This is a genomic window from Longispora sp. NPDC051575 (assembly GCF_040681875.1).
Taxonomy (GTDB): domain Bacteria; phylum Actinomycetota; class Actinomycetes; order Mycobacteriales; family Micromonosporaceae; genus Longispora.
In genome coordinates this window covers 400,227-424,045 of sequence record NZ_JBFAZP010000004.1, presented here as the reverse complement: position 1 = coordinate 424,045, position 23,819 = coordinate 400,227, and the positions used below count along the sequence as shown (strand labels likewise).

The window sequence follows — 23,819 nt, the reverse complement described above, 5'->3', positions numbered from 1 at the left end:
ATGGCGGCATGACCTCGCCCTCTGGACGCCGACCCGGCCCCCGACCCCGGATCAGCCGCGAGGACGCCGCCGTCGCCGCCCTGGAACTCGGCTTCCGCGACCTCACCCTCACCGCCGTCGCGGACCGGCTCGGCGTGAACCACTCGTCCCTGTACCGGCACATCCGGGGCCGGGAGGACCTGGTCCTCGCCGCGATCGACCTCGCCGTGGCCCGGGTGGAGTGGCCGGTGGCCGGCGAGGACTGGCGCGGCTACCTCACCGACGTCGCCGAGGCGATCTGGCGGCTGTTCGAGACGAACCCGGGGCTCGCCGAGGAGGTCCGGGTCCTCGCGGTCAGCCCGCCGGCCGTGACCGAGGTGTTCTTCGCCGTCGTCACCGAACTGGTCCGGCTCGGCTTCACCGGCGAGGACGCGGTGCTCGCGATGGACACGGTCGCCGACCTGGCGGCCGACTCGTACCGGGGCTGGGACCGGCTCACCCAGGTCCGGCACACCCCGGACGGGCCGACGTCCGTCCGGGACACGATGCGGGAGGCCTGGGGCGTGGACCGCACGGACCGGGCCAGCGCGCCGTTCGCCCGGATCATGACGGCGATCATCGACGGGTCGGCGCACGACTGGTGGCGGCGCAAACTCGACCTGGTCCTTGAAGGGCTGGCCGCACGGGCGCCCTCCGCCGGGGGCTGACCTGTGGCCAGGGCGGCAGGGCTGACCTGGGAACGGCGTGGCAACGGGACCGGGGTCAGGGCTCCAGCTCGTAGGTCAGGGTGAACTCGTGGCCCGGCAGGATCTGCGCCGTGCCGGAGAGGCCGGTCAGCTCGCCCGTGCCCGAACCCGGCGCGACCACCCACTGGGCGAGCCCGCCGCTGTCGTGGTGCGTCGCGGTGTGCAGCAGCACGAAGCTGCCGGCCCGGCCGTGCAGCGTGCCGTCGATCCGCTCGATCCCGACGTAGATCGAGGGGCCGCCGTCGTCCAGGCCGAGCATGACCGCCTCGACCGCGCTGGTGCCGGCCAGGTCGCCGGTGAACGTCTTGTCCCAGTGCGTGCGGCTCATCTGGCCGCCCTCCCAAGGGACGGTCCCCGCGTCCTGCGAACCCGCCACGAATGTGCTGCGCGCGATCTGGACCACTGCCCGACCCCCTCGTTCGACCGACTCCCGCCGACCCTAACCACCACCCCCGACATTTTCCGGGCCCTCACGCGATCCGGCCCGCTCCCGGGCTGTGCGGACCTGGTGCCCTCCGTGGACCGGGTGTGAGCGTGTCCCGTACCCGATGAGGGTCTGGAATGTAACTTAGGTCTGTTTTGTTCCTGCTCCGGGAAGGGGCCGCAGATGCCGGGTGCGCGGGGACACAGAGCGCGGGGACACACGGCACGGGGACGCAGGGCGCGGGTCGCGGCGGGCGTCGCGCTCGTCGTCGGGCTGCTCGCCGGCACCGCCCCCGCCCGGGCCGACACCGGCGACGGCCAGGTCACCGTCACCGTGGTCCGCGACGTCAACTCCGACGGCAGCCACACCCCCGCGCTGGAGGTCGGCGAGCCCGGCCTGCTGGTCCGGCTCACCGACGACGCCGGGGCCACCCAGGACGCGACCACCGACGCGGGCGGGGTGGCCGTCCTGGAGCCGACGGCCGGCGGGCTGTCCGGGGGCCGGTACCGGGTCGAGGTCGTCGTGCCCGCCACGAGGTCGTATTTGCGGCCCGCCCCGGTCGGCGGCCCCGACCCGACCCTGTCGGCGCTGGTCAGCTTCGTGGACGTGCGCGGCGGGAAGAAGGCCACGGTGCTGACCGGGGTGCACGACCCGGCCGACTACTGCCACGCGACCCCGGACCTGGCCACCCCGTGCGCGCGGCAGGGGACGGCGGCCACCCCGGACAGCCGGGCCCTGGTGTCCTGGCCCCTCGACCAACCCGGCGCCCCGGCCCCGGGCGCCGCCCAGGCCCCGGCTCCGGGAACATCGGGCGTCACCGTCGAGGCCGTGACCTCCCAGATCGGCGCGACCTACGGCCTGGCGTACCAACGCGACCGCGACCGCCTCTTCGTCGGCGCCCTCACCAAACGCATGACCCCCTACGGCCCGGCCGGCCCCGGCGGCATCTACCTGATCGACCGGGCCACCAGGACCGTGACCACGTTCGCGACCGTCCCCGACGCGGGCGCCGCCGAGCACGCCGCCGACCTGGACCGCGACAGCCTCGCGGTCAACAACGCGGTCGGCAAGGAGGGGCTCGGCGACCTGGACCTGTCCGCCGACGGCCGGACCCTGTACGCCGTCGGCCTGAAGGCGCGCGCCCTCTACCTCTACGACGCGACCGGCACCACGGCCGGCGCCCCCCAGCGGACGGTCCCCATCCCCGACCCGGGCTGCCCGACCGGCCCGGCCGACTGGCGGCCGTACGGGCTGGGCTACCACGACGGCGCGATGTACGTGGGCGGCACCTGCGCCGCCGAGGGCAGCCAGCGGCGCGAGGACCTGCGCGCGTACGTGCTCCGGCTCGACGGCACCGCGTTCACCACGGTCGTCGCGCACGGCCTGGAGCACCGCCGGGGCGGCCGGGACGGGTACTGGCGGCCGTGGCAGCCGACGTACGAGCCGTACAACAGCGCGGACGGCAGGTTCGACGACCCGGACGTACCCAGACGAGGGTGGTTCCGGGAGGCCAACCGGCCGCAGCCGATCCTGTCGGACCTGGTCTTCGACCGGGACGGTTCGATCGTGCTCGGCTTCCGCGACCGGCTCGGCGACCAGGCCGGCCTCGACGCGTCCGGTCCGGTCGGCGCGGTGGACACGGGCCGGCGGTCGCTCGACGCGGCGATGGGCGACATCACCCGGGTCTGCCGGACCGGCGACGGCTACGTGTGGGACGGCGACGGCCTGACCTGCCCCAGCCACGTCGGCGCCGTGCGCGGCGGCCCCCCGCAGTCGGGCGTCCAGGAGTACTACCCGGGCGACTTCGCCGACGACACCCGCGCCGAGGGCGCGATGGGCGGGCTGGCGTTCGCGCCCCGGTTCACGGGCACGGTGTCGACGATGGTGGCCCCGGTGGGCACCCGCAGGTTCGACAACAAGACGGGCGAGGGCGGCCAGGACTTCGCGGTCGACGGCGCGGGGAAGGGCACGTTCGGGCGGGCCAACGGGCTCGGCGACCTGGAACTGCTCTGCGATCCGCCGCCGGTGCAGGTCGGCAGCCGGGTGTGGTTCGACCGGGACCGCGACGGCCGGCAGGACCCGTCCGAGGAGCCGCTGCCGGGGGTGACGGTGAACCTGCTCGACGCGGCCGGGAAGAAGCTCGCGTCGACCACGACGAACTCGCGGGGCGAGTACCTGTTCGCGGTCGGTCCGGGCACCGAGTACCAGCTGACGTTCGACGTGTCCACGGCCGACACCTCGGCCCTGCCGGGGAGGCCGGCCCCCGGCACCCTGCTGGCGACCAGGGCGGGCCCGGAGCCCCCCGGCCGGTCGGTGCGCCTGACCACCGGGGCGGCAGGACACAACGACCACACCCTCGACGCGGGGTACGACGTCCCGTCCGGCCCCTCCGGCACCCCGGCCGTGGGCGCGCCGCACCGGAGGTCGGACGCGCTGGCCGGCACGGGGGCGACGTGGATCCTCGGCGGGCTGGCCGCCGGGCTGGCGTTCCTCGGGGTGGGGGCCGGCATGTTCGTCGCGGCCCGCCGCCGGATGCGCCTCGACTGACCGGCCGGTCCCGGGCCGACAGCTCCGGGGCCGGGCCGCTCGGGCAGGCGTCACCCCGCGTCCTCGGGTCGGGCCGCTCGGACGGGCGTCGCCCGCGCCGGTGCCGGCCGGGCGGTTGCGTCGCGGCGGCGTGGCCGCCGCGACCCTCGTACTAGTTCGCGCCGAACGGGTCCAGCCCGCGCGGGCCCGCCTCGGTGTAGTGCACCGTGTCGTACGTGCCGTCGAAGTTCGTGTCCGTGACCGTCACGTCGGCGACCCCGTCGAAGTTGGTGTCCGCCGCCGCGTAGTCGGCGTTGCCGTCGAAGTCGGTGTCCAGGATGACCTGGTCGACCATGCCGTCGCCGTTGGTGTCCAGGTAGATCGCGTCCGCCTGGCCGTCACCGTCGCGGTCCACCATCAGCGAGTCGACCCGGCCGTCGTGGTCCGTGTCCGCGTACACCGCGTCGATCCGGCCGTCACCGTCGGTGTCCACCGAGGCCGTGTCGAGCGTGGTCCCGTCGCCGTGCTCGGAGGTGTAGACCACCTCGGAGTGCCCGTCGTCGTCGGCGTCGACGGCGACCGAGTCCGCGTACCCGTCGTGGTCGGTGTCCGTGACCACCTCGTGGCCGCCACCAGCGTGGTCGACGACCACCACCTCGGCCGGCTCGTCCGTGCTCCAGTCGTCCATCTCTGCCATCTCTGCTCCCTCTCGCGTCTGCGCACACCATAGGAGATGCCGGCCAGCGGTCTGATCCCCGCTTCGTGCCAACGCGCCGTGGTCACTCTCCGTGTGTTGTTACCGGTTCATGACACGGCGGGGACGGGGCGGGCATATTGGCCCGGCAGTGTGGCCTCACCAGCCGGTTCAGGACGGGGAGGGCACATCGCGGTGACTACGGCGACAAGCATGATAACTCTGAGTGGTCGGGATGTCCTGGCCGCCGGGGCGTGGCTCGCGGGGCGGGTCGTGCGGACGCCGGTGGTCCGGTCGGCCGCCCTCGACGCGCTGGCCGGGGCCCGGCTGTGGCTCAAGGCCGAGAACCTGCAGCGCGGCGGCTCGTACAAGTACCGGGGGGCGACGCTGGCCGTCGGGCGGATCGCCGACGAGGGCCGGCACACCGGGGTGATCGCCCAGAGCACCGGGAACCACGCCGTGGCCGTCGCGCTCGCCGCCCGCGAACGCGGCCTGCGCGCCGTCGCCGTCCTGCCCGTCGACGCCTCCCCGGCCAAGATCGCGCTCGTGCACGCCGCCGGGGCCGACGTGATGCTCGCCGGGCACACCCTCGCCGACCGGCTGGAGGTGGTCGAACGGCTCCGGGTCTCCACCGGCCACGCCGTCCTCGACGCGTACGACCACCCGGACGTGATCTGCGGCCAGGGCACCGCCACCCTCGAACTCCTCGACGAGGTCCGCACCCGGGGCGCGCGCCTCGACGCCGTGGTCCTGCCGGTCGGCGGCGCGGGCGGCCTCGCCGGGGCCTGCCTGGCCGCCGAGGGCCACGACCTCGCCGTGTACGGGGTCGAGCCGGTCGGCAACGACTCCCTCGCCCGGAGCCTGGTCAGCGGCAACCGGGTCACCGTGGTCCCCGAACCGACCCTCGCCGACGGGCTGCGGCCCGCGCAGGTCGGCCGGCTGCCCTTCCGGCTCGTCCGGGACGTGGTGTCCGCCGTGGTCCGGGTGGACGACGCGGCCATCGCGCACGCGGTGCGGCTCGCGCTGTACGAGGCGAAGCTGCTCGTCGAGCCGTCGGCCGCCGCCGCGCTCGCCGGGGCGCTCCAGCTCGCGGCGGCCGGCGGGCTCGGCGACATCGGCGTGGTCCTCACCGGCGGCAACGTCGACCCGGGCACCCTCGCCGGGATCCTGGCGACAGAGGACCCGACCGCGCCCGGCCACCGGGCCGGCACCCATCTCACCAACCCCGGCCACCAGGCCGGTACCAACCCCGGCCGCCCGGCCGGCACCCACCCCCAGGAGGCCACCGTATGACCGGCGACGCGCGGATCCGGGTCGGGGTGCTCTTCGGCGGCCCCTCGGCCGAGCACGCGGTGTCCTGCTCCTCGGCCCTGGCGGTCGTGCGGGCGCTGCCCCGGGACCGGTACGCGCCGGTCGTGGTCGGGGTGACGCGGGAGGGCGACTTCCGGCTCGTACCCGACGACGTGGTGGAGGGGTTGATGACCCCGCCCGACGGCGTGCGCGCGATCGACGACCACCTGGAGGTCGTCGGCCCCCTGGTCGAGCTGCGCCCCGGCCGGCCCGGCGTCGCGGTGCTCGCCGACGGGGACCCGGTCGCGCACCTCGACGTCGTGTTCCCCCTGCTGCACGGCCCGTTCGGCGAGGACGGCGTGCTCCAGGGCCTGCTGGAGTTCCTCGGCGTGCCCTACGTCGGCGGCGGCATCGCGGCCTCGGCCGTGGGCATGGACAAGGTGGCGATGAAGCGCGCGTTCCTCGCCGAGGACGTGCCCGTCACCCCGCACGTGTGGGCCGACGAGGTCCGCTGGCGGGGGATGGCCGACCCGTTGGCGCTGGTCGACGGTCTGGAGTACCCGCTGTTCGTGAAGCCCGCGAACATGGGCTCCTCGATCGGCATCACCCGGGTGGTCGACCCGTCGGACCTGGTCGCGGCCGTGGACCGGGCCCTGGAGTACGACCCCGTGGTGATCGTGGAGCAGGGCGTCACCGGCCGGGAGATCGAGTGCGGGGTGCTCGGCGGCTTCGAGCCGGAGGCGTCCTGCGTCGGGGAGGTCACCGTCAGCGGGGGCTGGTTCGACTACGACCAGAAGTACCTCGGCACCCTCGACCCGATGATCGTGCCCGCCGTGCTGCCCGCGCACGTCGAGGCGCGGACCCGGGAACTGTCCGTGGCGGCGTTCCGCGCGGTCGGCGGCTGGGGCCTGGCCCGGGTCGACTTCCTCTACGACGAGGCCGCCGACCGGCTGTACGTCAACGAACTCAACACGATGCCCGGCTTCACGGCGCACTCGATGTACCCGAAGGTGTGGCAGGCCTCCGGGGTGTCCTACCAGGACCTGCTCGACCGGCTGATCGCCCTCGCCTTCGAGCGGCACGCCCGCAAGCGGGGCATGTCGTGATCCTGCTGTCCGACCCCCGGGTCGCGGCCGTCCCGCTCCGCGACAACGGCGAGGCCCTCGTCGACCTGCGCGAGGTCCCCGACCTGCTGGTCGACCCCCGGCTCGCCGACCCCGCCGGGGCCTACGCCCACCTGCGCGAGAACGCCGTCGACCGCCTGCTCGCCGCGCAACGCGCCCTGCCCGACGGCCTGCGGCTGCTCGTCGTCGAGGGCTACCGGCCGCTGGGCCTGCAGAAGACCTATTTCGACGGGTACCGCGACGAGCTGCGCCTCAGCTATCCCGACTGGGACCCGGCGCGGCTGCACGTGGAGGCCAGCAAGTACGTGTCCCCGCCCGAGGTGGCCCCGCACAGTACCGGCGGCACGGTCGACCTGACCCTGTGCACCGCCGAGGGCGTCGAGCTGGACATGGGCACCCTGGTCAACGACAGCCCGCTGGCCAGCGGGGACGCGTGCTTCACCGGGTCGGCCGTGTCCGCCGCCGCCCGGGGGAACCGCGACGTGCTCGGGACCGTGCTGGGGGCGGCCGGGTTCGTGAACTACCCGACGGAGTGGTGGCACTGGTCGTTCGGGGACCGGTACTGGGCGCTGAGCACCCGGGCCGCCGCGACCCGGTACGGGCCCGTCGAACTGTGACGCCGGCGGCGGGGCCGGACGGGGCTGGCACGGCAACTGGCCCTGGGCCGGCGCGTCGGCGGCTGCACGAGCTGGATCTGCTCCGGATCGGCGCCGCCGTCGCCGTGGTCGTCTTCCACTACACGTTCTCCGGCTGGATGCAGGGCCTGAGCCCGGCGCGCTTCCCGGGCCTCGGCGAGCTGACCCGCTACGGGTACCTCGGCGTCGATCTGTTCTTCGTGATCAGCGGCTTCGTGGTGCTGCTCAGCGCGTGGGGCCGCACGGCGCGCGGGTTCGCCGTGTCCCGGGTGGTCCGGCTCTACCCGGCCTTCTGGGTCGCGGTCACCCTCACGGCCCTCGTGTCGGTGCTGTCGGGCAGATTCCGGGTGGGCCTCGGCCAGTACCTGGCGAACCTCACCATGCTCAACCCGGCCGTCGACATCGCCAACGTCGACGTCGTGTACTGGACCCTGTGGGCCGAGCTCCGCTTCTACCTGCTGGTGTTCGTCCTCGTCCTGATCGGCCTGACCCGCCGCCGGGTCCTCCTCGCGCTGTGGGCCTGGCTCGGTGTCACCCTGGGCACCCAGCTCGGTCTGCTGCCCGGGTTCGTGGACCTGCTCGGCCAGTCCACCTTCGCGCACTACTTCGTCGCGGGCATGGCCCTCGGCCTCGTCTACCGCTCCGGCCCGACCTGGGAACTGGGCGCCATCCTCGCCCTGTGCTGGGGCAACGCCCTCTACCGGGGGGTGGGGTTCGCGGCCGGTGTCCAGGACCGGTACGCGACCGCGTTCTCGCCCGTGGTCGTGTGCGTCGTGATCACGGCCGTGTTCGCGGTGATGCTCCTGGTCGCCCTGCGCGGGACGGCGGCGCTCGGCCGGCCCTGGATGGCGCACGCCGGCTCCCTGACCTACCCGCTGTACCTGGTGCACGCGCACCTCGGCTTCGTGGCGCTCGCCTGGCTCGGCCCGCACGTGAACAGGTACGTGCTGGTCGCGGGGCTGACGGCCGCGATGGGCCTGCTCGCCTGGGGCATCCACGTGGGCGTGGAAAGACCACTGGCGCCCCGGCTGAAGGCGCGGCTCGACAGGGTGGTTCGGGTGCCGTCCCGGGCGGGGTGACGGGCCACGCGGGACATCCGGAGCGGTGACGGTCGCCGACCCGTCCGGGCAACCGGCCGACCCGCCCGCGCCACCAGCTACCGAGCCCCGGCCACGCGGGCCGCGTACCCGTCGAAGGGTCCTATGCCGACTGGCGGATCACCAGTTCCGTCGGGAGGACGATCGCCGGCTCCGCCTCCTCCCCGGCCGCCAACCGCAGCACCTGGCGCGCCATCTCCCGCCCGATGTCCACGATCGGCTGCCGCACCGTCGTCAGCGGCGGCTCGGTGTACCGGGCCAGTTCGATGTCGTCGAACCCGACCACGGCCACGTCCTCCGGCACCCGCCGGCCGGCCGCCCGCAACGTGCCCAGCGCGCCGTGCGCCATCAGGTCGGAGGCCACGAACACGGCGTCCAGCGCGGGATCGTCGTCGAGGAGCTGGCGCATGGCCACCGCGCCCGACTCGCGGGTGAAGTCGCCGACCGCGACGATGGACCGGCTGCGGGAGTCCTTCAGCGCGCCGCGGTAGCCGGCGAGCCGGTCGATGCCCGCGACCATGTCCTGCGGCCCGGCGATGGTGGCGATCCGGGTCCGGCCGAGGGCGAGCAGGTGGTGCACGGCCGCCGTCACGCCGCCGATGTGGTCCACGTCCACGTAGGGCACGGTGGCCGGGCCGAGCGGGCGGCCGCTGCACACCACGGGGATGCCCATCCGGGCCAGCTTGCCGGGCAGCGGGTCCGAGCCGTGCATCGAGGCGAACAGCACCCCGTCCACGTGCCGGGCCGCCGCGTACCGCTCGACGCGGTCGTGGCTGGCCGGCGAACCCGCGAGCATCAGGACGAGCTGCTTGTCGGCGGCCTCCAGCTCCTGGCTGACCCCCCGGATCACGCTCGGGAAGAACTGGTCGTCGGAGAACACCCGGGTCGCCGCCTCCGGCAGGACCAGCGCGATCGAGTCGGTGCGCTGGGTGACGAGGCTGCGGGCGGCCAGGTTCGGCACGTAGCCGAGGTCGCCGATCGCCCGGTTCACCGCCTCGCGGATCGACTCGGCGACCGACGTCGAGCCGTTGACCACCCGCGAGACGGTCGCCCGCGACACGCCGGCCCGCGCCGCCACCTGCTCCAGCGTGGGCCGCCCCCGTGACGCGTTCATTCCTCAGCCCTCCAGGCCGTTCCGGCGGATCACGTCGCGGTACCAGAGGGCACTGTCCTTCGGTTCCCGGCGCTGCGTGTCGTAGTCGACGTGCACGATCCCGAACCGCTTACGGTAGCCCTCGGCCCACTCGAAGTTGTCCAGGAGTGACCATACGAGATAGCCGCGCAGATCCACCCCCCGGGCGATGGCCTCGTGCGCCGCGCGCAGGTGCCCGTCGAGGTAGGAGATCCGGTCCGCGTCGGCCGTGCCCGCCGCGAACGCCCCGCCGTTCTCCGTGATCATCAGGGGGGTGCCCGGGTAGTCGCGCGCGATCCGTTCCAGCAGCCGGGTCAGGCCGGCCGGCTCGATCTGCCAGCCCATCTCGGTCACCGGACCCGCCGCCGGCAGGAACTCGATGTCCCGGGTGCCCGGGTAGGCCTCGCCGCCGCCGGTCGCGCCGGGCCGGGCCCGGACGTAGAGCGGCATGTAGTAGTTGACGCCCAGCAGGTCGATCGGCTCGGAGATCACCTTCAGGTCGGTGTCGCGGAGGTGCGCGGAAACCAGGGCCAGGACATCCGACGGGTACTCGCCGCGCAGCACCGGGTCGAGGAAGATCCGGTTCTGCAATCCGTCGACCAGGCGCGCGGCGGCCACGTCGGCGGGGTTGTCCGGGTCCACCGGGGACACCGAGGCCGGGTTGAGGGTCAGCCCGACGGTGCGCGCCCCGGCCGCCCGCAGCGCCCGGGTGGCCAGCCCGTGCGCGAGCAGCAGGTGGTGCACCGCCGCGAACGCCTTGCCGGGGTCGCGCTGCCCGGGGGCGTGCACGCCGTTGCCGTAGCCGAGGTACGCCGAGCACCACGGCTCGTTCAGGGTGGTCCAGGTCTGCACCCGGTCGCCGAGCCGGTCGTGGACGGCGGCGGCGTAGTCGGCGAACCGTTCCGCCGTGTCCCGGGCGGTCCAGCCGCCGGTGTCCTCCAGCGGCTGGGGGAGGTCCCAGTGGTACAGGGTCACGATCGGGTCGATGCCGGTCTCGATCAGCCGGTCGACGAGCCGGTCGTAGAAGTCCAGGCCGCGCGGGTTGAGCCCCCGGCCGTCGGGCGCGACCCGGGACCAGGACACCGAGAACCGGTACGCCGGCAGGCCCAGGTCGGCCATCAGCGCCACGTCCTCGGCGTACCGGTGGAAGTGGTCGCACGCCACGTCCCCGGTGTCCCCGCCGGCCACCCTGCCGGGCGTGTGGCTGAACGTGTCCCAGATGGACGGTCCCCTGCCGTCCGCCGCGACCGCGCCCTCGATCTGGTAGGCGGCCGTGGCGGCCCCCCACACGAAACCCTCCGGAAATGTGATCATCCCTTGACCGCCCCCTGCATGATTCCTCCGATGATCTGTTTGCCGAGCAGGCCGAACACGACGAGCAGTGGCAGGGTGGCCAGCACCGTGCCGGTGAGGGACAACGCGTAGTCGGTGACGTAGCCGCTGCGCAGCTGCGACAGCGTGACCTGCACCGTGTGGTTCTCCGGCGAGGACAGCACGACCAGCGGCCAGAAGTAGTCGTTCCACGCGGCGAGGAACGTGAGCATGCCGAGGACGGACGCCGCCGGCCGGGCCACGGGCAGCACCACGTGCCAGAACAGCCGCTGGGTGGAGCAGCCGTCCATCCGGCCCGCCTCCAGCAGCTCCTTCGGCAGCGCCTCCGACAGATACTGGGTCATGAAGAACACCCCGAAGGCGTTGACCAGCGCGGGGACGACGACCGCTTGGAGCGAGTCCGTCCACTCGATCTTCGCCATCAGGATGTACAGCGGGATGATGCCCAGCTGGGTCGGCACCATCATCGTGCCCACGATGAACACCAGGAACGCGGTGCGCCCCCGGAACCGCAGCCGCGCGAACGCGAACCCGGCGAGGGTGGAGAACAGCACCACCGACACCGTGATCGACAGCGACACGAGGACCGAGTTGAGCATCGCCGTCCCGAACGGCACGGTCCCGAACACCCGGCGGACGTTGTCCCACAGGTGCGCGCCGGGCAGCAGTCGGGCGCTGCTCAGGGCCGAGGTGTCCGAGGACGCGACGACGACGCTGAAGTACAGCGGGAAGGCCGAGAAGAACACGACGGCCGTCAGGCTCAGGTAGACCAGCCGGCGGGTCACGACGTGCTCCTGATCTTCCGGACGAACAGGTAGTTGAGCCCGGCGCCCAGCACGATCACGGCGAACATGACCCAGGCGGTCGCCGAGGCGTACCCGAACTGGAAGCCCTTCGTGAACGCGTGCTCGTAGAGGTACAGCGAGAGCGTCTGGAACTGCCGGTCCGTGCCCCCGGTGATCCCGGTCGGCCCGCCGCCCCCGAACAGCTGCGGCTGGGCGAAGACCTGCAACCCGTAGATGGTGGACACCACGACGGTGAAGATGATCGTCGGCCGGATCATCGGAATGGTGATCCGGGTCAGCTGTTGCAGGCCGGTGGCCCCGTCCAACGTCGCCGACTCGTAGAGCTCCCGGGGCACGGCCTTCATCGCCGCCAGGTAGATCAGCGCGTTGTAGCCGGTCCACTGCCACACGATCATGGTGGCGATGGCGACGTGCGAGCTGGCCGTGCCGTTCTGCCAGTCGATCCGGCCCGCCCCGAGGGACTCCAGGACGGCGTTGATCAGCCCGAAGTCCCTCCCGAACAGTTGCGAGAAGATGACCGCCACCGCCACCACCGAGGTGACGTTCGGCAGCAGCAGCCCGAGCTGGAAGAATGTCCGACCCCGCAGCGGCCGGTTGAGCAGGTGCGCCAGGACCAGCGCGAACAGCAGTTGCGGGACGGTGGACAGCACCAGGATCGAGAGCGTGTTGCCGAGCGCGTTCCAGAAGTACGGGTCGCCGAACAGCGCGGAGTAGTTGCCCAGCCCGACGAACGGGTGCTCCTCGGACAGCAGCGTCCAGTCGTGCAGGGACACCCAGGCCGTGTAGAGCAGCGGGAACACGCCGAACGCGCCGAAGAGCAGGAAGAAGGGCGCGATGTAGACGTACGGCGAGGCCTTCAGGTCCCAGCGGTAGAGGCGGTCGCTCATTTCAGCTTGGCCACATCCGACAGGACCTGCTTCCAGGCGTCGTCGGCCTTCTGCTGACCGTTCTCGATCCGGCCGAGCCCGGAGCCGATCGTGGTGAACACGTCACCGGTGCGCGGCCCCATGTACTGCGGCTTCACGGCCTTCGCCGAGTCGGAGAAGATCTGCCCGATCGGCGCGTTGTTGAAGAAGTCCTTCTTGAACCCGGTGATCTCGGGACTGGAGTACAGCTCCGGGGTCGACGGGAAGTTGCCGGTCGCCTTGAACACCTTGGCCTGCTGGGCGGGCGCGGTGAGCCACGAGATCAGCTCGTACGCCTCCTTGGCGTGCTTGCCCTGCTTCGGCAGCGTCAGGTGCGTGCCGCCCATGCTGCCCGCCCCGCCCGGGACCGCCGCCACGTCCCACTTGCCGGACGCGTTCTTGGCGTTGGTCTGGATGTAGGAGGTCATCCACGCCGGGCACACGATCGTGGCGAACGAGCCCTTCTCGAAGGCCGCCGTCCACTCCGGGGTCCACGCCGTCAGCTTGGCCGACATGCCCGCGTCGATGGCGTCCACCGCCGTGTCCCACGCGGCGCGCACGCCGGGGTTGGAGTCCACGACCAGGTTGTTCTGCTTGTCGTAGACGCCCTGCGAGCCCTGTTCGACCATGGCGCGGAACATGTTGCCGGAGCTCTCGAAGAACGCCGACTCGGGCTTCTTCGCCTTGTACTCCTTGCCGACCTTCACGTAGTCCGCCCAGGTGGGCCAGAGCCTGGACACCGCGTCGCGGTCGGTGGGCAGCCCGGCCGCCGCGAACAGGTCGTTGCGGTAGCACATGGCCATGCCGCCCACGTCCGTGCCGAGCCCGACGAGGGACTTCCCGTCGCCGGACAGGCCCTGCTGCCACTTCCACGGCAGGAACCTGCCCTCCAGGTTCCCCGCGCCCCGGTCGAGCAGGTTGTGGAACTTCTGCGGCTGCGCGGTGAACTGGCTGATGTAGCCCACCTCGATCGCCTCGATGTCCGCCGCGCCGGTGTTCGTGGCCAGGTGCGCGGTGAGATTCTGGTGGTGGGCGGCGAACTCGGAGACCCGCTCCTCGATCTGGATGTTCGGGTGGGTGGCCTTGTACTCCTCGTACAACGGCTTGAAGCCGAAGTCGCCGAAGAGCCCGATGGTGAGCTTGACCTTCTCGTCTTTCGCGTCGCCGGAGCCGCACGCGGCGGCGGAGGCGAGCAGGCAGATCGCGAGGAGCGGGGCGAGGACGCGACGCATGATGACCTTCCTTAGAGGGTGATGACGGACTGGTTGCCGGTGCCCACGGTGCTGGGCCCGTTGCCGATGGCGTTCCAGACCTCCAGGCGCACGCGGCCGTTGGTGAGGTTGCCCGGCGTGCCGGTGGCCGAGGAGAGGCCGACGGAGGTGGTGTAGTGCTCCCAGCCGGGGGCCGGGTCGGTGGCGAAGTACCGGTAGGTCTCCACGCGGTCCCAGGTGCCGTCCCCGGTCAGGTCGTAGGACACCCGGACCTGGGTGCCGTTGGCCACGGTGCTGCCCGCGTCGACGAACAGGTCGAACGTCGTGGTCCCGGCCGAGCGGGTCACGTTCAGGCCGGAGGCGGCGAAGACCGAGGCATTGGTGGGTACGCCGTCGTGGTTGGTCCCGCCGGCGGAGGCCACGGGTGCGGTGCCCGCCGGGGCGGTACCACCGAGGGTGCCGTTGGACTGGAGGTGGAGCGTCCTGGTCGACGGGTTGCCGGTGGGGGAGGGCGTCGGGCTGGGGCTCGGCGACGCGGTGGGTGACGGTGTCGGGTTGGTGCCGCCGCCGGCACTGCCGCCACTCCAGGTGTACGCGCCGTTCGTCGCCGTCCTCCCCGCCGGCACCTGGAGGGTCCAGCCGTTGGAGAACGTGACCGTGACCGGCGCGTTCGTGATGTTGGCGGCCACGTAGGTGCGCGCCCCGTTCCTGCTGAACACGGCCGACAGCGGGTGGTTCCCGGTCACCGAGGTGTCGACGTTGCCGAGTGCGGCGACGTTGCGGATCCAGTGGAAGGTGTGCGCCTTGCTCTCGCCCTCCTCGCTGGTGAAGCCGCTGTTGTTCCGGAAGTTGGCCAGGGCCGCGTCCCCGTCGCCGAGGGCCTGGAACTCCCAGAGGATGTCCTGCCACACGCTCGGCGGGCCGCCGTTGTTCGTGAGCAGCTCGGCGTAGTTGGCCCGTACGTACGCCGGGTTGTTGCCCAGGTAGAGGTGCCCGCCGGTCACCGGGAGCATGTTGATGCCCTGGATCATCTCCGGCTCGGCGCTGAACCAGGTCGCGTACGCGGCCCCGTCGCCCCACACCATGCCCACCGTCTTGTGGCCGAACGCCGCCGGGAAGTTCGCGTCCCGGCTGTCGAACCAGTACTCCTGGATCGCCGCCGCCTGCGTCGTGTACAGGAACACGCCCGCGTCCCGGACCGCCGTGTTACCGGTCGCCTGGCCCCACTGGATCAGGGCGTTGGCGAAGTTCATCCCCTCCGACGAGGACTCCTGGTTGTTGCCCGCCCCGAACGAGCCGTGCCCCGACGCCCAGTCGTGCCCGGCGTAGATGTCGAAGTCCCGCAGGTACGGGAACCGGTTGTCGCCGCGGTCGTAGTTGTTCGCGTCCCGGATCAGCAGGTCCACCATGCCGCCGTACCGGCCCGTGGTCGCCCACTGCGGGTCGAACTTGGCCAGGGTGGCCGCCGCCGCGACGAAGTACCCGTAGTGGAAGTGGTGGTCGTTGAGTTCCTGGTCGGACCCGTAGGAGGCCGGGTAGCCGATCAGCGTGCCCCAGTTCTGGTCGTAGTAGAACAGCCGGGACGTCTTGCCGGGGCTCGCGGTGAACCAGTCGGTGAGCCGGGTCCGGATCGCGTTCAGTGCCGCGTCGCGGGTGCCGGTGTTGCCGAGCTGGTCGGCGATCTCCGCGATCCGGGCGGCCCGGCCGAGGCCCTTGCCGGTCCAGTACGTGTCGTCGCCCCGGAAGTCGGCCGGGTTGCCGGCCACCTGCGCCAGGTACGCGTCGAGGGTCGCGCGCTCGGCTCCCGCGTTGTCGGCGACGGCCGGGATCTCGGGCAGTACCCCCTGGAACGCCATGCTCGTGGTGAACTGGCCGATCCCGGCGAGGACCTTCATCGTGCCGCGCGCCGAGACGTAGGTGTTGGTCAGCGGGGTCGCCCCGGTCAGCGCGCGCCACTGGTGCGGGTAGAGCGCCGCGACCGTGCCGGCGGACCCGGTCTCCCGCGCCGTGGTCGTGAAGGAGTAGGTGGTCGCGACGTTGCTGGTCGCCGGGTTGTAGGCGTAGGCCACCTTCGTGCCGGTGACGTGGTTGTGCGCGTACCGCCCGAGGCTCGTGGCCAGCGCGGCCCGGTCGCCCGGCGGCAGCGCGAGCACCGAGAAGTAGCCCTTGCCCGCGAGGCCCGACGTGATCGTCCCGCCGCTGACCTGCCAGGTCGCGCCCGCCGGGGCGTAGGCGGCGTACTCGTGGCCGTTGGCCGTGAAGCCGATCGCGGCGCCCGAGTTGGACCACACCTGCGGCGCGTTGACCGTGAGCTGCGCGTTGCCGCCGGTGACCTGGTAGTAGCTGAACGGCAGGCCGTGGCCGATCGTGGCCCGCAGGGTGCGCGCGCCGTCCGTCCAGAACGGACTCACGGTCCAGTCGGTCCAGCCGTCGACCTTCACGTTCGGCGCGTTCAGCCCGGCGACCCCCACCTGGAGGTCCTGCACGTACGGGAAGTGGTACTCGCCCACCCCGGTACCCGTGCCGCTGATCTGCGGCGTCGTGTTCGCCGAGAGGCCCAATCCACCCGGTAACGTGTCGAACGAGACCGGGTGCGCGTGCAGCGGCTCGCCGAACGCGCAGTCGGTCTTCTTGAACAGGATCGTCGACCACCAGTCGTTCGTCGGCACGGGGCCGGCGGGCGCGTTGGCGGTCACGAACTGCCGCGGGTTGGTCGACAGGGTGCCGCAGCCGGTCGGCAGCGGGCCGGCGGGCGTGGTGGTGTAGCTGCCGGCGCCGACCGGATCGGCCTGGGCTCCGGTGCTCAGGACGTGGGTGAGGGTGCCGGCGACGAGGGCGGCGCCGACGGTGGCGACGAGGATGCGGGACGGTTTCATCGTGCCTCCTGAGGGGAGGAGGTGAGAGCGCTCTCTTGTCGGGGACGCTAGCGTGACCACACTGTGTCGTCAATGTTTCGCGGTGATGTTTCACCGGTTTCGAGTACATGAGAGAGCGCTCTCTGGTGATTTTCCCGGACCTGTCCCCAGCGGGAACCATCGATGGGTACTCGGGCGCCGGAGTGCCCCGGGTCGGTTCGGCCCGGGGCACTCGGTTCTGTCCGGGGCGCCCCGGGCCGGTTCGGCCAGGGGCGCCCAGAGGTGGTTCGGCTTTCGGGCGCCCGGGTCAGCCCGGGCAGAACGCCTTGTCGAGGACCGCCGTCACCGCCGCGCCGAAGTCGCCCCGGGCCGTGGTGAACGACAACGCCACCTGCTGGCGGCCGTCGAGGGTCTGGAACGCCCAGGTCTCGAAGCCGGGGATCGAACCGTCGTGCCCCCAGACGCTCAGCCCGCAGGACACGTCCACCCGGTACACGCCGAGGCCGTAGTGGTCCGCCGCGCCCACCGGACGGAACAGTTCCCGCTGCTCGGCCGGCCGCAGCAGCCGCCCGGCGAACAGGGCCGCGAAGAACTTGTTCACCTCGGTGGCCGTCGACACCAGCCCGCCGGCGCTCGACGCCCACGACGGGGTCATCCGGGTGAAGTCGGTCAGGGCGCCGTCGATCTCGACATAGCCGTGCGCGTGCGGGCCGGGCAGCGCCGAGTCCGCCGGCATCGCGGTGTGCTCCAGCCGCAGCGGCCCGGTGATCCGCCTGCTGAGTTCCTCCTGGTAGGAGTGCCCGGTGACGCTGCGCAGCACCATGCCCAGCAACAGGTAGCCGGTGTTGGAGTACGCCTGCGACGTGCCGGGCTCGAACAGCGGCTCGTGCGAGGTGGCCAGCGCCAACAGGTCCTCGGCGCGCCACTGCTTGTCCCGGTCGCGGTACAGCTCCGGGTAGTCGCCGAGGGAGTCGGTGTAGTCCCACAGCCCGGCCGTGTGGCCGAGGAGCTGGCGCAGCGTGATCCGGTCCCCGCCGGGCACCAGCCCCGGCAGCCAGCGCTCGACCGGATCGGTCAGCCGCAGCCGGCCCTCGCCGACCAGTTGCAGAACCATGACCGAGGTGTACGTCTTGGTGACGCTCCCGATCCGGAACACGCCGTGCGGGTCGACCCGGCCGGGCCGGCCCAGTTCCGCGACGCCGGCCGAACCGGTCCACGCCCCCCGCGCGTCGCGGTACTGGACCAGCGCGCCGGGAGGGCCGGTCCCGACCAGGTCGGCCAGTGCGCGCTCCAGACCCGGCCGGGCCGGCGGGGACGCGTGGGCGGCGGCGGGGGCGAGCAGGGTGGCCGTCACGGTGGCCGCGACGACGAGCGCGAGAGTGCGCCTCATCCAGGTACTCCTCAGGTAGGGGGCAGTGCGTTCAGCCTGGACGCCGGGCGCGCGCGCCGCGTCGGACCTGGTGGGGAGCGGGGCCGTCAGCACAAGGTCGCAGGGCGGGTGGCGGGCTCCGTCCGAAGTAGTGGGAGCGTGCGGCACCTGCGGATGAGAGGGGCCGCCCCGCCCTGCCGGGGACGTGACCCGCGAACACCCACCAGGTGTTCGCGCTGATCGCCGACCGGTCATGGCGGGCGGTCCGCCGACCGTCGCCGTTCCCGGGGGCCGGCCCGCCGTCACCGAGTGTGGCCCACGGACCGGCCCGCCCGGCGAGGCCCGGGCCGGACATCGTTGCGGATCAGTGGCCGGGGCGACTTGTAACGAGTGGGGGCGGCGCAGGACACTGTCAACTTGGTGACCTCACGCACGGTGAGAACGATCTAGGCTCACCGCACCCTCGCCCGTCCCGGAAGGCCCCCGATGCTCTGCCATGCCTGCCACGTGCACCTGCGGCGGGACTTTCCGTACTGCCTGCGGTGTGGCACCTTACGCATCGGAGTACGGATCGCGGAGTTCGAGGCCCCGCGCCTGTCGCACGAGGGCACGGACTACCCGCTGGACCGCGAGGTCACCACGATCGGCAGGGCCGGGGACAACGACCTGGTCATCGACCATCCGAGTGTGTCGCGCCGGCACGCGCGGGTGGCGCGTACCCCGCAGGGCTTCTCGGTCGAGGATCTGGGGTCCTTCAACGGCACCGGGGTCGCCGACCGCACCCTGTTCGCCGACTCGGCCCTGCTCCCGGACAGCACCCAGCTGTACATCGGGGACGTCCCCGTCCGGTTCGAGCAGCCCCGGTCGGCGGCGGTCGGCGGTCGGACGATGGTCCGGGGCACGGAACACACGTCCCTGGCCACGGGCCCCGGGCCCGGGGGAGCCCCGGAACCCGCCCCCACCGCCACCGAACCCCTCAACGTCCGCCCCCGCCGGCGCGGCCACTGGGCCCTCAAGGAGGTCCCCGGCGGCGGCACCTGGGTGCTGCGCAACACGCGGACCGGCCGGTATCTCGAACTCGACGACCGCGACGTCTTCCTCTGGCACCTGCTCGACGGGCGCAACACGGTGCGTGACCTCCTGTTCGCGTTCGCGGAGGAGTACGGCGAGCTGGCGCTGCCCCGGATCGAGCGCACCCTGCACACCCTCGGCGCGCACGAGTTCGTGCGCGGGCTGCACGGGCAGGCCCCCGGGAAGCGGGCCCGGTGGCGGCGGTGGGCCCGGCTGGAGCTGGCGATCACGGGACTCGACGGCCGGTTCGAGCGGCTGTACCAGCGGGGCGGGTGGCGCTTCTTCACGCGTACCTCCATCGTCGTGCTGTGGGTGTCGATCGCGGTCGGGCTGGTGGCCTTCGGGGTCGCGGCCGGGCGGCAGCGGCTGTTCGACACCGCCGGGGCCGGCTGGGTCGGGGCGGTCGGGGTCGCGGTCGCCTACCTGGGCGCGCTCGTGCTGCACGAGGCCGCGCACGCCCTGGCCGTGAAGTCCTACGGCCGGACCGTGACCCGGGCCGGGTTCATGCTGATGTTCGGGCTGCCGTTCGCGTTCGTGGACACCAGCGACATGTGGTTCGGGGACCGGCGGTCCCGGCTGGTGGTGACCCTCGCCGGGCCGCTGTCCACGGCCGCGCTCGCCGGGGTCGCCGCCGTCGGGGCGGCCGCCGTGCCCGACCCGGTCGCCTCCGGGCTGTGCTACCAGCTGGCCTTCGGGCTGTACCTCAACACGCTGTACAACCTGAACCCGCTGCTGCCGCTCGACGGGTACCAGGCCCTGTCCGACGTGCTCCGGATGCCCCGGCTGCGGGAGGAGTCCTTCGGGTACCTGTTCTCCGGCGCGTGGCTGCGGACCCGCCCCGGCCGCCGCGAACTGGGCCTGGTCACGTACGGTCTGACCGCTCTGCTGGGAACCGCCGGATTCGTCCTGATGGCCCTGCTGGCCTGGCGGTCCCGCCTGTCGGAGCTCACCCAGCGTTATCTTCCACCGCCGTGGGGCCTGGTCGCCCTAGGCTGTGTCATCATGGTCGCCCTGTTCCCCGTCTGGCTCAGGCTCGGACGACGACTCGCTGGAGTACTCCGATGACCGACGAGCCCACGATCGTCTCAGGGCTGCGGCTCGCCGAACCCTCGAGACGCAGCCGCTTCGGCACCTGGTGGACGGCCAGCACGCACGCCGGGGCCACCCGGGGCGCGCTGCTCCTCGACCCCGCGATCAGCCAGGGGCCGGCCCTCGACCACCTCGTCGCGCAGGTCGTCGCCGTCCGGGGGCTCGCCGTGCCCGGGGTGCTGCCCGTGGTCGACGTCGTCACCGAGTACGGCAAGGTCTGGATGGTCACCGCCGAGCCGGCCTCGCCCACGGTCGCCGAACTCCTCGCCTCGGACTCCGCGCACGACGGCGACGACGCGATCGCCGTCGCGCTGTGGACCGGGCAGACCCTGCTGACCCTGCACAACGGCGGGCTCGCGCACGGCGACTTCGGCGCGCACAGCGTCGTGCTGGCCGCCAGCGGGGCCGCCGCGCTGATCGAGGTGGCCCTCGCGCCCGGCGAGCGGTCCGCCGACGTCCGGAGCTGGGCCGCGCTGCTGCGGGTCCTCGCCGGTCGGTGGGGGGACCCGGGGCTGACCCGGGCCGCCGGGGTCGCCGAGACCTCGGGGCTCGCCGCCGGGCTGGAGGAGCTGTCCCGGATCGACCCGGGACCCGCGCTGACCGGGCCCGCGCTGGCCGAGCCGACCGTGTTCCTGCCGCCGGGGGTGCGCGGGAACGCCGACCGCACCGTGCGGGTGCCCGCCGCCGAGTCGACGGTGCGGCTGCCCCCGGGGGCGCCCCTGCCCGCGGAGTTGACCGTCCGGGTGGGAGAGCAGGACCTTTCGACGGGTACGGCTCCCGCCGGGTCCGGGGCCGTGCCGCCGGTCGCGCCGACCGTGCGGGTGCCCGGACCGGGTGGGCTGGAGCAGACCCGGCAGTTCCAGCCGGAGGAGACTGTCGGGACGGGTTCGACCGCGCGGATTCCCCCGCCGCCGCCCCAGGCTCCGGGGGGTGGGCCGACGATGACGCTGGGCTCGGCCCCGACGGTCCGGGTCGAGGGGCCCGGCACCCCCGGCGCGCCCAGTGTTCCCGGTGCCTACGGCGGGCCGGGTGCCTCCGACCCGCACGTGCCCCTCTGGCCGGCCACCGCGCCCCAGGTCGGGTCGCCCGCCCCGGCCGCCGGCTCCGCGCCCGCCCCCGGGCACCCCGGTGCCCCCGGCGACCCCGGGCGGCGGCCCGACGCGGCCGAGGCGGCGCGCGCGATCGACGAGCTCACGATGCGTACCGATGAATCGACCGTCATCCGGCCCGGGCCGGTGCGCCCCGCCCCCGCCGCCCAGCCCGGGGCGACCCTCGGCGACCAGACCCAGCCGGGCGGCGCGCCCACCGGCTACGCGCCGCACACCGGCCCGCCGACCGCCTACGGCACCCCGACCGGGCAGGCCACCCAGCCCGGGGCCCCCACGGGCCATGCGACCCAGCCGGTGGGCGGGCAGGACCAGGCGACCCGGATGGGTACCCGGTCCGCGCCCGTCGTCGGCCCCGGGGACGGCTCCGACGTGCGGCTGCGGTTCGGCGGGGGCATCCCGGCCGGGGTCGAGGAGGCGTGGAAGGCCGGTCCGCCCGCGCCGCCGAAGTCGGCGAAGAAGGCCGGCAAGCGGTGGCGGCGGATCGTCGGTGGCCTGGTCACGGGCGCGATCATCGGCGGGGTGGTGGGCTACTTCTGGTGGTACAACGCGCACCCGCTGAAGGTGACCGCCGCCCAGGTGGCACCCGCGACCGCCCCGGGGACGGCGTGCGACGTCACGGTCGACGTGGTCGGCACGGTCACCACGAACGGCCGGCCCGGCACGGTCACGTACCAGTGGCTGCGCAGCGACGGCGAGGCCACCCAGGAACTGAGCCAGAGCGTGCCGTCCGGGACGAAGTCGGTCCCGCTGCACCTGCACTGGAAGTTCAGCGGGAAGGGCGAGTACCAGGCGAAGGCCACCCTCCGGATTCTCGGGCCGAACCCGACGGAGGCAGCAGGAGAGTTCACGTACAGTTGTCGTTAGGTTGCGTAGAGTAGTTGCCTATGTCGCACGGGAATGCAGAGGACCCGGTCGCCGCCGAATGGGTGGTGTTCCGGGACCTGACAGGCGCGGGCCGCTCGGCCGAGGTGATCACCCTCGCCGAGCGCATCGTCGCGGAATCCCGCGACACCCGCCGGGTCGCCCAGGCTCTGATCGAGAAGCTCGTCGCCTACATGAACCTGGGCCACACGCAGGGCCTCGGCCCGCTGCTGGACGAGATCTACGCGACCCTGCGCCGCGCCCCGGACCCCCGGCTGGTCGGGGAGTTCCACACCATGGCCGGCCTGATCGCGTACGAGCAGGGCTCGCTCGGCACCGCGATGACGCACCTCGTGCACTCCGAACGCTCCCTGCGCCGGATGACCGAGGTCAACCTCGCGGCCGTGGACACCTGGCACGACCTGTCCATGGCGTACTCCTGGCTCGGGTTCCACGTCGAGGCCATCGCCGCCATGCGCCAGGGGGCCAGGATCTGCGCGGCGGCCGGGCTGCCGATGTCGTTCTCGGCGAACATGTCCACCCAGGTGCAGGCCGCGATCTTCCTCGACCAGCGCGGCGACACCGACGGCAGCGTCCGGGAACTCCGCGCGCTCGTCGCCTCCGGCGCCCAGATGGGCGAACTGGTAGTGATGGAACGGGTCTACCTGCGGTACGCGGTCAAGCGGCTCGCCGCCCTCGGCCACCTCGTCGACCTCGAGGTCACCCACGACACCGACCCCGACATCGACCTGATCCTCCAGCACGTCAACGACCTGGCCGAGGTGTGCGAGGCCATCGCGGCCGGCGACCCGCCCCGGGCGCTGCGGCTGCTCGACTCCGCCCCGCACGCGGGCGACGCGCTCGGCATGGTCGAACCGCTGCGGCTGCGCTCCATCGCGCTGACCGTCGCCGGGGACCACGAGGGCGCGCTGGCCGCCGAGCGGGCCGGGGTGCGGATGATGACCGCCGAGGACCGCCAGCTGCGCGAACTGTTCACCGACAGCATCGGGGCCCGACTCGACCAGGACAAACTCCGCCGGGTCGCGGCCCAGTACGCGGGCGCGGCCTCCACGGACCCGCTGACGGGCCTGCCCAACCGGCGGCGGATCGCGGCGTTCGTCGCCGGACTCGGCCGCCGCGGGGTCAGCGCCATGTTCGGGGTACTGGACCTCGACGGGTTCAAGGCCGTCAACGACACCCACGGGCACCCGTCCGGGGACCTGGTCCTGCAACGGATCGCGGGGATCTTCGCCCGGGCGGTGCGGCAGGGCGACCTGCTGGCCCGGCACGGCGGCGACGAGTTCGTGGTGATCCTGCCCAGCACCTCGCCGGAGGAGGCCACCGAGATCGGGGACCGGATCCGGGCGGCGGTCGACGCCGAGGACTGGGGGGCGCTGGTGCCAGGCACGCCGGTGTCGGTGAGCATCGGCTGGGCGGTGCTGGGGGAGGACGCGGACGCGGCGCTGCGGGCGGCCGACGAGGCGCTGTACCGGATCAAGCGGGCGCGGAACGGGTCGCGGGCGGCCTGACCTCGTACCCGTCAGGTGGTCGTGGTTCCGGGCTT

18 protein-coding genes are annotated in these 23,819 nt (G+C 73.0%); 9 read left to right on the top strand and 9 right to left on the bottom strand.

Going from position 1 to position 23,819, the window contains the following annotated elements:
• Window positions 1-8 precede the first annotated feature (8 nt).
• The gene (locus tag AB0M43_RS12875) at window positions 9-686 is read left to right on the top strand and encodes a helix-turn-helix domain-containing protein (protein ID WP_363724011.1); all 678 of its coding nucleotides are present in this window, start codon (window positions 9-11) and stop codon (window positions 684-686) included.
• 55 nt (window positions 687-741) lie between these two features.
• Here AB0M43_RS12875 and AB0M43_RS12870 read toward each other — a convergent pair whose 3' ends face one another.
• The gene (locus tag AB0M43_RS12870; RefSeq protein ID WP_363724564.1) at window positions 742-1,101 is read right to left on the bottom strand and encodes a DUF3224 domain-containing protein; all 360 of its coding nucleotides are present in this window, start codon (window positions 1,099-1,101) and stop codon (window positions 742-744) included.
• Between the two features lie 231 nt (window positions 1,102-1,332).
• Here AB0M43_RS12870 and AB0M43_RS12865 point away from each other — a divergent pair, with 231 nt between their 5' ends.
• The gene (locus tag AB0M43_RS12865; RefSeq protein ID WP_363724009.1) at window positions 1,333-3,696 is read left to right on the top strand and encodes an SdrD B-like domain-containing protein; all 2,364 of its coding nucleotides are present in this window, start codon (window positions 1,333-1,335) and stop codon (window positions 3,694-3,696) included.
• Window positions 3,697-3,847: 151 nt separating this feature from the next.
• Here the strand turns inward: AB0M43_RS12865 and AB0M43_RS12860 are convergent, their stop codons facing one another.
• Window positions 3,848-4,372, bottom strand: coding sequence for a hypothetical protein (locus AB0M43_RS12860; RefSeq protein ID WP_363724007.1), 525 nt, complete (start codon window positions 4,370-4,372; stop codon window positions 3,848-3,850).
• A gap of 210 nt (window positions 4,373-4,582) precedes the next feature.
• Between AB0M43_RS12860 and AB0M43_RS12855 the strand changes: the two genes are divergently transcribed.
• Genes AB0M43_RS12855 through AB0M43_RS12840 form a run of 4 tightly spaced genes read left to right on the top strand, consistent with a single transcriptional unit; the run spans window position 4,583 to window position 8,497 of the window.
• The gene (locus AB0M43_RS12855; protein WP_363724005.1) at window positions 4,583-5,662 is read left to right on the top strand and encodes a pyridoxal-phosphate dependent enzyme; all 1,080 of its coding nucleotides are present in this window, start codon (window positions 4,583-4,585) and stop codon (window positions 5,660-5,662) included.
• Window positions 5,659-6,765, top strand: a complete 1,107-nt coding sequence (locus AB0M43_RS12850; RefSeq protein ID WP_363724003.1) for a D-alanine--D-alanine ligase family protein — start codon at window positions 5,659-5,661, stop codon at window positions 6,763-6,765. Before AB0M43_RS12855 ends, AB0M43_RS12850 begins: the two co-directional genes overlap by 4 nt.
• The gene (locus tag AB0M43_RS12845; protein WP_363724001.1) at window positions 6,762-7,400 is read left to right on the top strand and encodes a M15 family metallopeptidase; all 639 of its coding nucleotides are present in this window, start codon (window positions 6,762-6,764) and stop codon (window positions 7,398-7,400) included. The genes AB0M43_RS12850 and AB0M43_RS12845 overlap by 4 nt, the downstream gene beginning before the upstream one ends.
• Window positions 7,397-8,497, top strand: coding sequence for an acyltransferase (locus AB0M43_RS12840; protein WP_363723999.1), 1,101 nt, complete (start codon window positions 7,397-7,399; stop codon window positions 8,495-8,497). The genes AB0M43_RS12845 and AB0M43_RS12840 overlap by 4 nt, the downstream gene beginning before the upstream one ends.
• A 121-nt stretch (window positions 8,498-8,618) precedes the next feature.
• Here the strand turns inward: AB0M43_RS12840 and AB0M43_RS12835 are convergent, their stop codons facing one another.
• The 7 genes from AB0M43_RS12835 to AB0M43_RS12805 form a co-directional block, all read right to left on the bottom strand.
• Entirely contained in the window at window positions 8,619-9,629 is a 1,011-nt protein-coding gene (locus AB0M43_RS12835) for a LacI family DNA-binding transcriptional regulator (protein ID WP_363723997.1), read from the bottom strand.
• Between the two features lie 3 nt (window positions 9,630-9,632).
• Window positions 9,633-10,961, bottom strand: a complete 1,329-nt coding sequence (locus tag AB0M43_RS12830) for a GH1 family beta-glucosidase (RefSeq protein ID WP_363723995.1) — start codon at window positions 10,959-10,961, stop codon at window positions 9,633-9,635.
• On the bottom strand, window positions 10,958-11,764 hold the full coding sequence (locus tag AB0M43_RS12825) for a carbohydrate ABC transporter permease (RefSeq protein WP_363723993.1): 807 nt from the start codon (window positions 11,762-11,764) through the stop codon (window positions 10,958-10,960). The genes AB0M43_RS12830 and AB0M43_RS12825 overlap by 4 nt, the downstream gene beginning before the upstream one ends.
• Window positions 11,761-12,672 (bottom strand): sugar ABC transporter permease, encoded by a 912-nt coding sequence (locus AB0M43_RS12820; protein WP_363723992.1) that lies wholly within the window; start codon window positions 12,670-12,672, stop codon window positions 11,761-11,763. The genes AB0M43_RS12825 and AB0M43_RS12820 overlap by 4 nt, the downstream gene beginning before the upstream one ends.
• Window positions 12,669-13,922, bottom strand: coding sequence for an ABC transporter substrate-binding protein (locus tag AB0M43_RS12815; RefSeq protein WP_363723990.1), 1,254 nt, complete (start codon window positions 13,920-13,922; stop codon window positions 12,669-12,671). The genes AB0M43_RS12820 and AB0M43_RS12815 overlap by 4 nt, the downstream gene beginning before the upstream one ends.
• Before the next feature lie 11 nt (window positions 13,923-13,933).
• Window positions 13,934-16,777 carry a glycosyl hydrolase gene (locus AB0M43_RS12810; RefSeq protein ID WP_363723988.1) on the bottom strand — a complete coding sequence of 948 codons (2,844 nt, stop codon included), beginning with the start codon at window positions 16,775-16,777 and terminating at the stop codon, window positions 13,934-13,936.
• A gap of 286 nt (window positions 16,778-17,063) precedes the next feature.
• On the bottom strand, window positions 17,064-18,146 hold the full coding sequence (locus AB0M43_RS12805) for a serine hydrolase domain-containing protein (protein WP_363723986.1): 1,083 nt from the start codon (window positions 18,144-18,146) through the stop codon (window positions 17,064-17,066).
• Window positions 18,147-18,611: 465 nt separating this feature from the next.
• Between AB0M43_RS12805 and AB0M43_RS12800 the strand changes: the two genes are divergently transcribed.
• Genes AB0M43_RS12800 through AB0M43_RS12790 form a run of 3 tightly spaced genes read left to right on the top strand, consistent with a single transcriptional unit; the run spans window position 18,612 to window position 23,784 of the window.
• Complete coding sequence (locus tag AB0M43_RS12800; protein WP_363723985.1) at window positions 18,612-20,261, top strand: PqqD family peptide modification chaperone; 1,650 nt, start codon at window positions 18,612-18,614, stop codon at window positions 20,259-20,261.
• Window positions 20,258-22,258, top strand: coding sequence for a hypothetical protein (locus tag AB0M43_RS12795; RefSeq protein ID WP_363723983.1), 2,001 nt, complete (start codon window positions 20,258-20,260; stop codon window positions 22,256-22,258). The genes AB0M43_RS12800 and AB0M43_RS12795 overlap by 4 nt, the downstream gene beginning before the upstream one ends.
• Window positions 22,259-22,278: 20 nt before the next feature.
• Window positions 22,279-23,784 carry a GGDEF domain-containing protein gene (locus AB0M43_RS12790; RefSeq protein WP_363723981.1) on the top strand — a complete coding sequence of 502 codons (1,506 nt, stop codon included), beginning with the start codon at window positions 22,279-22,281 and terminating at the stop codon, window positions 23,782-23,784.
• Window positions 23,785-23,819: the final 35 nt, after the last annotated feature.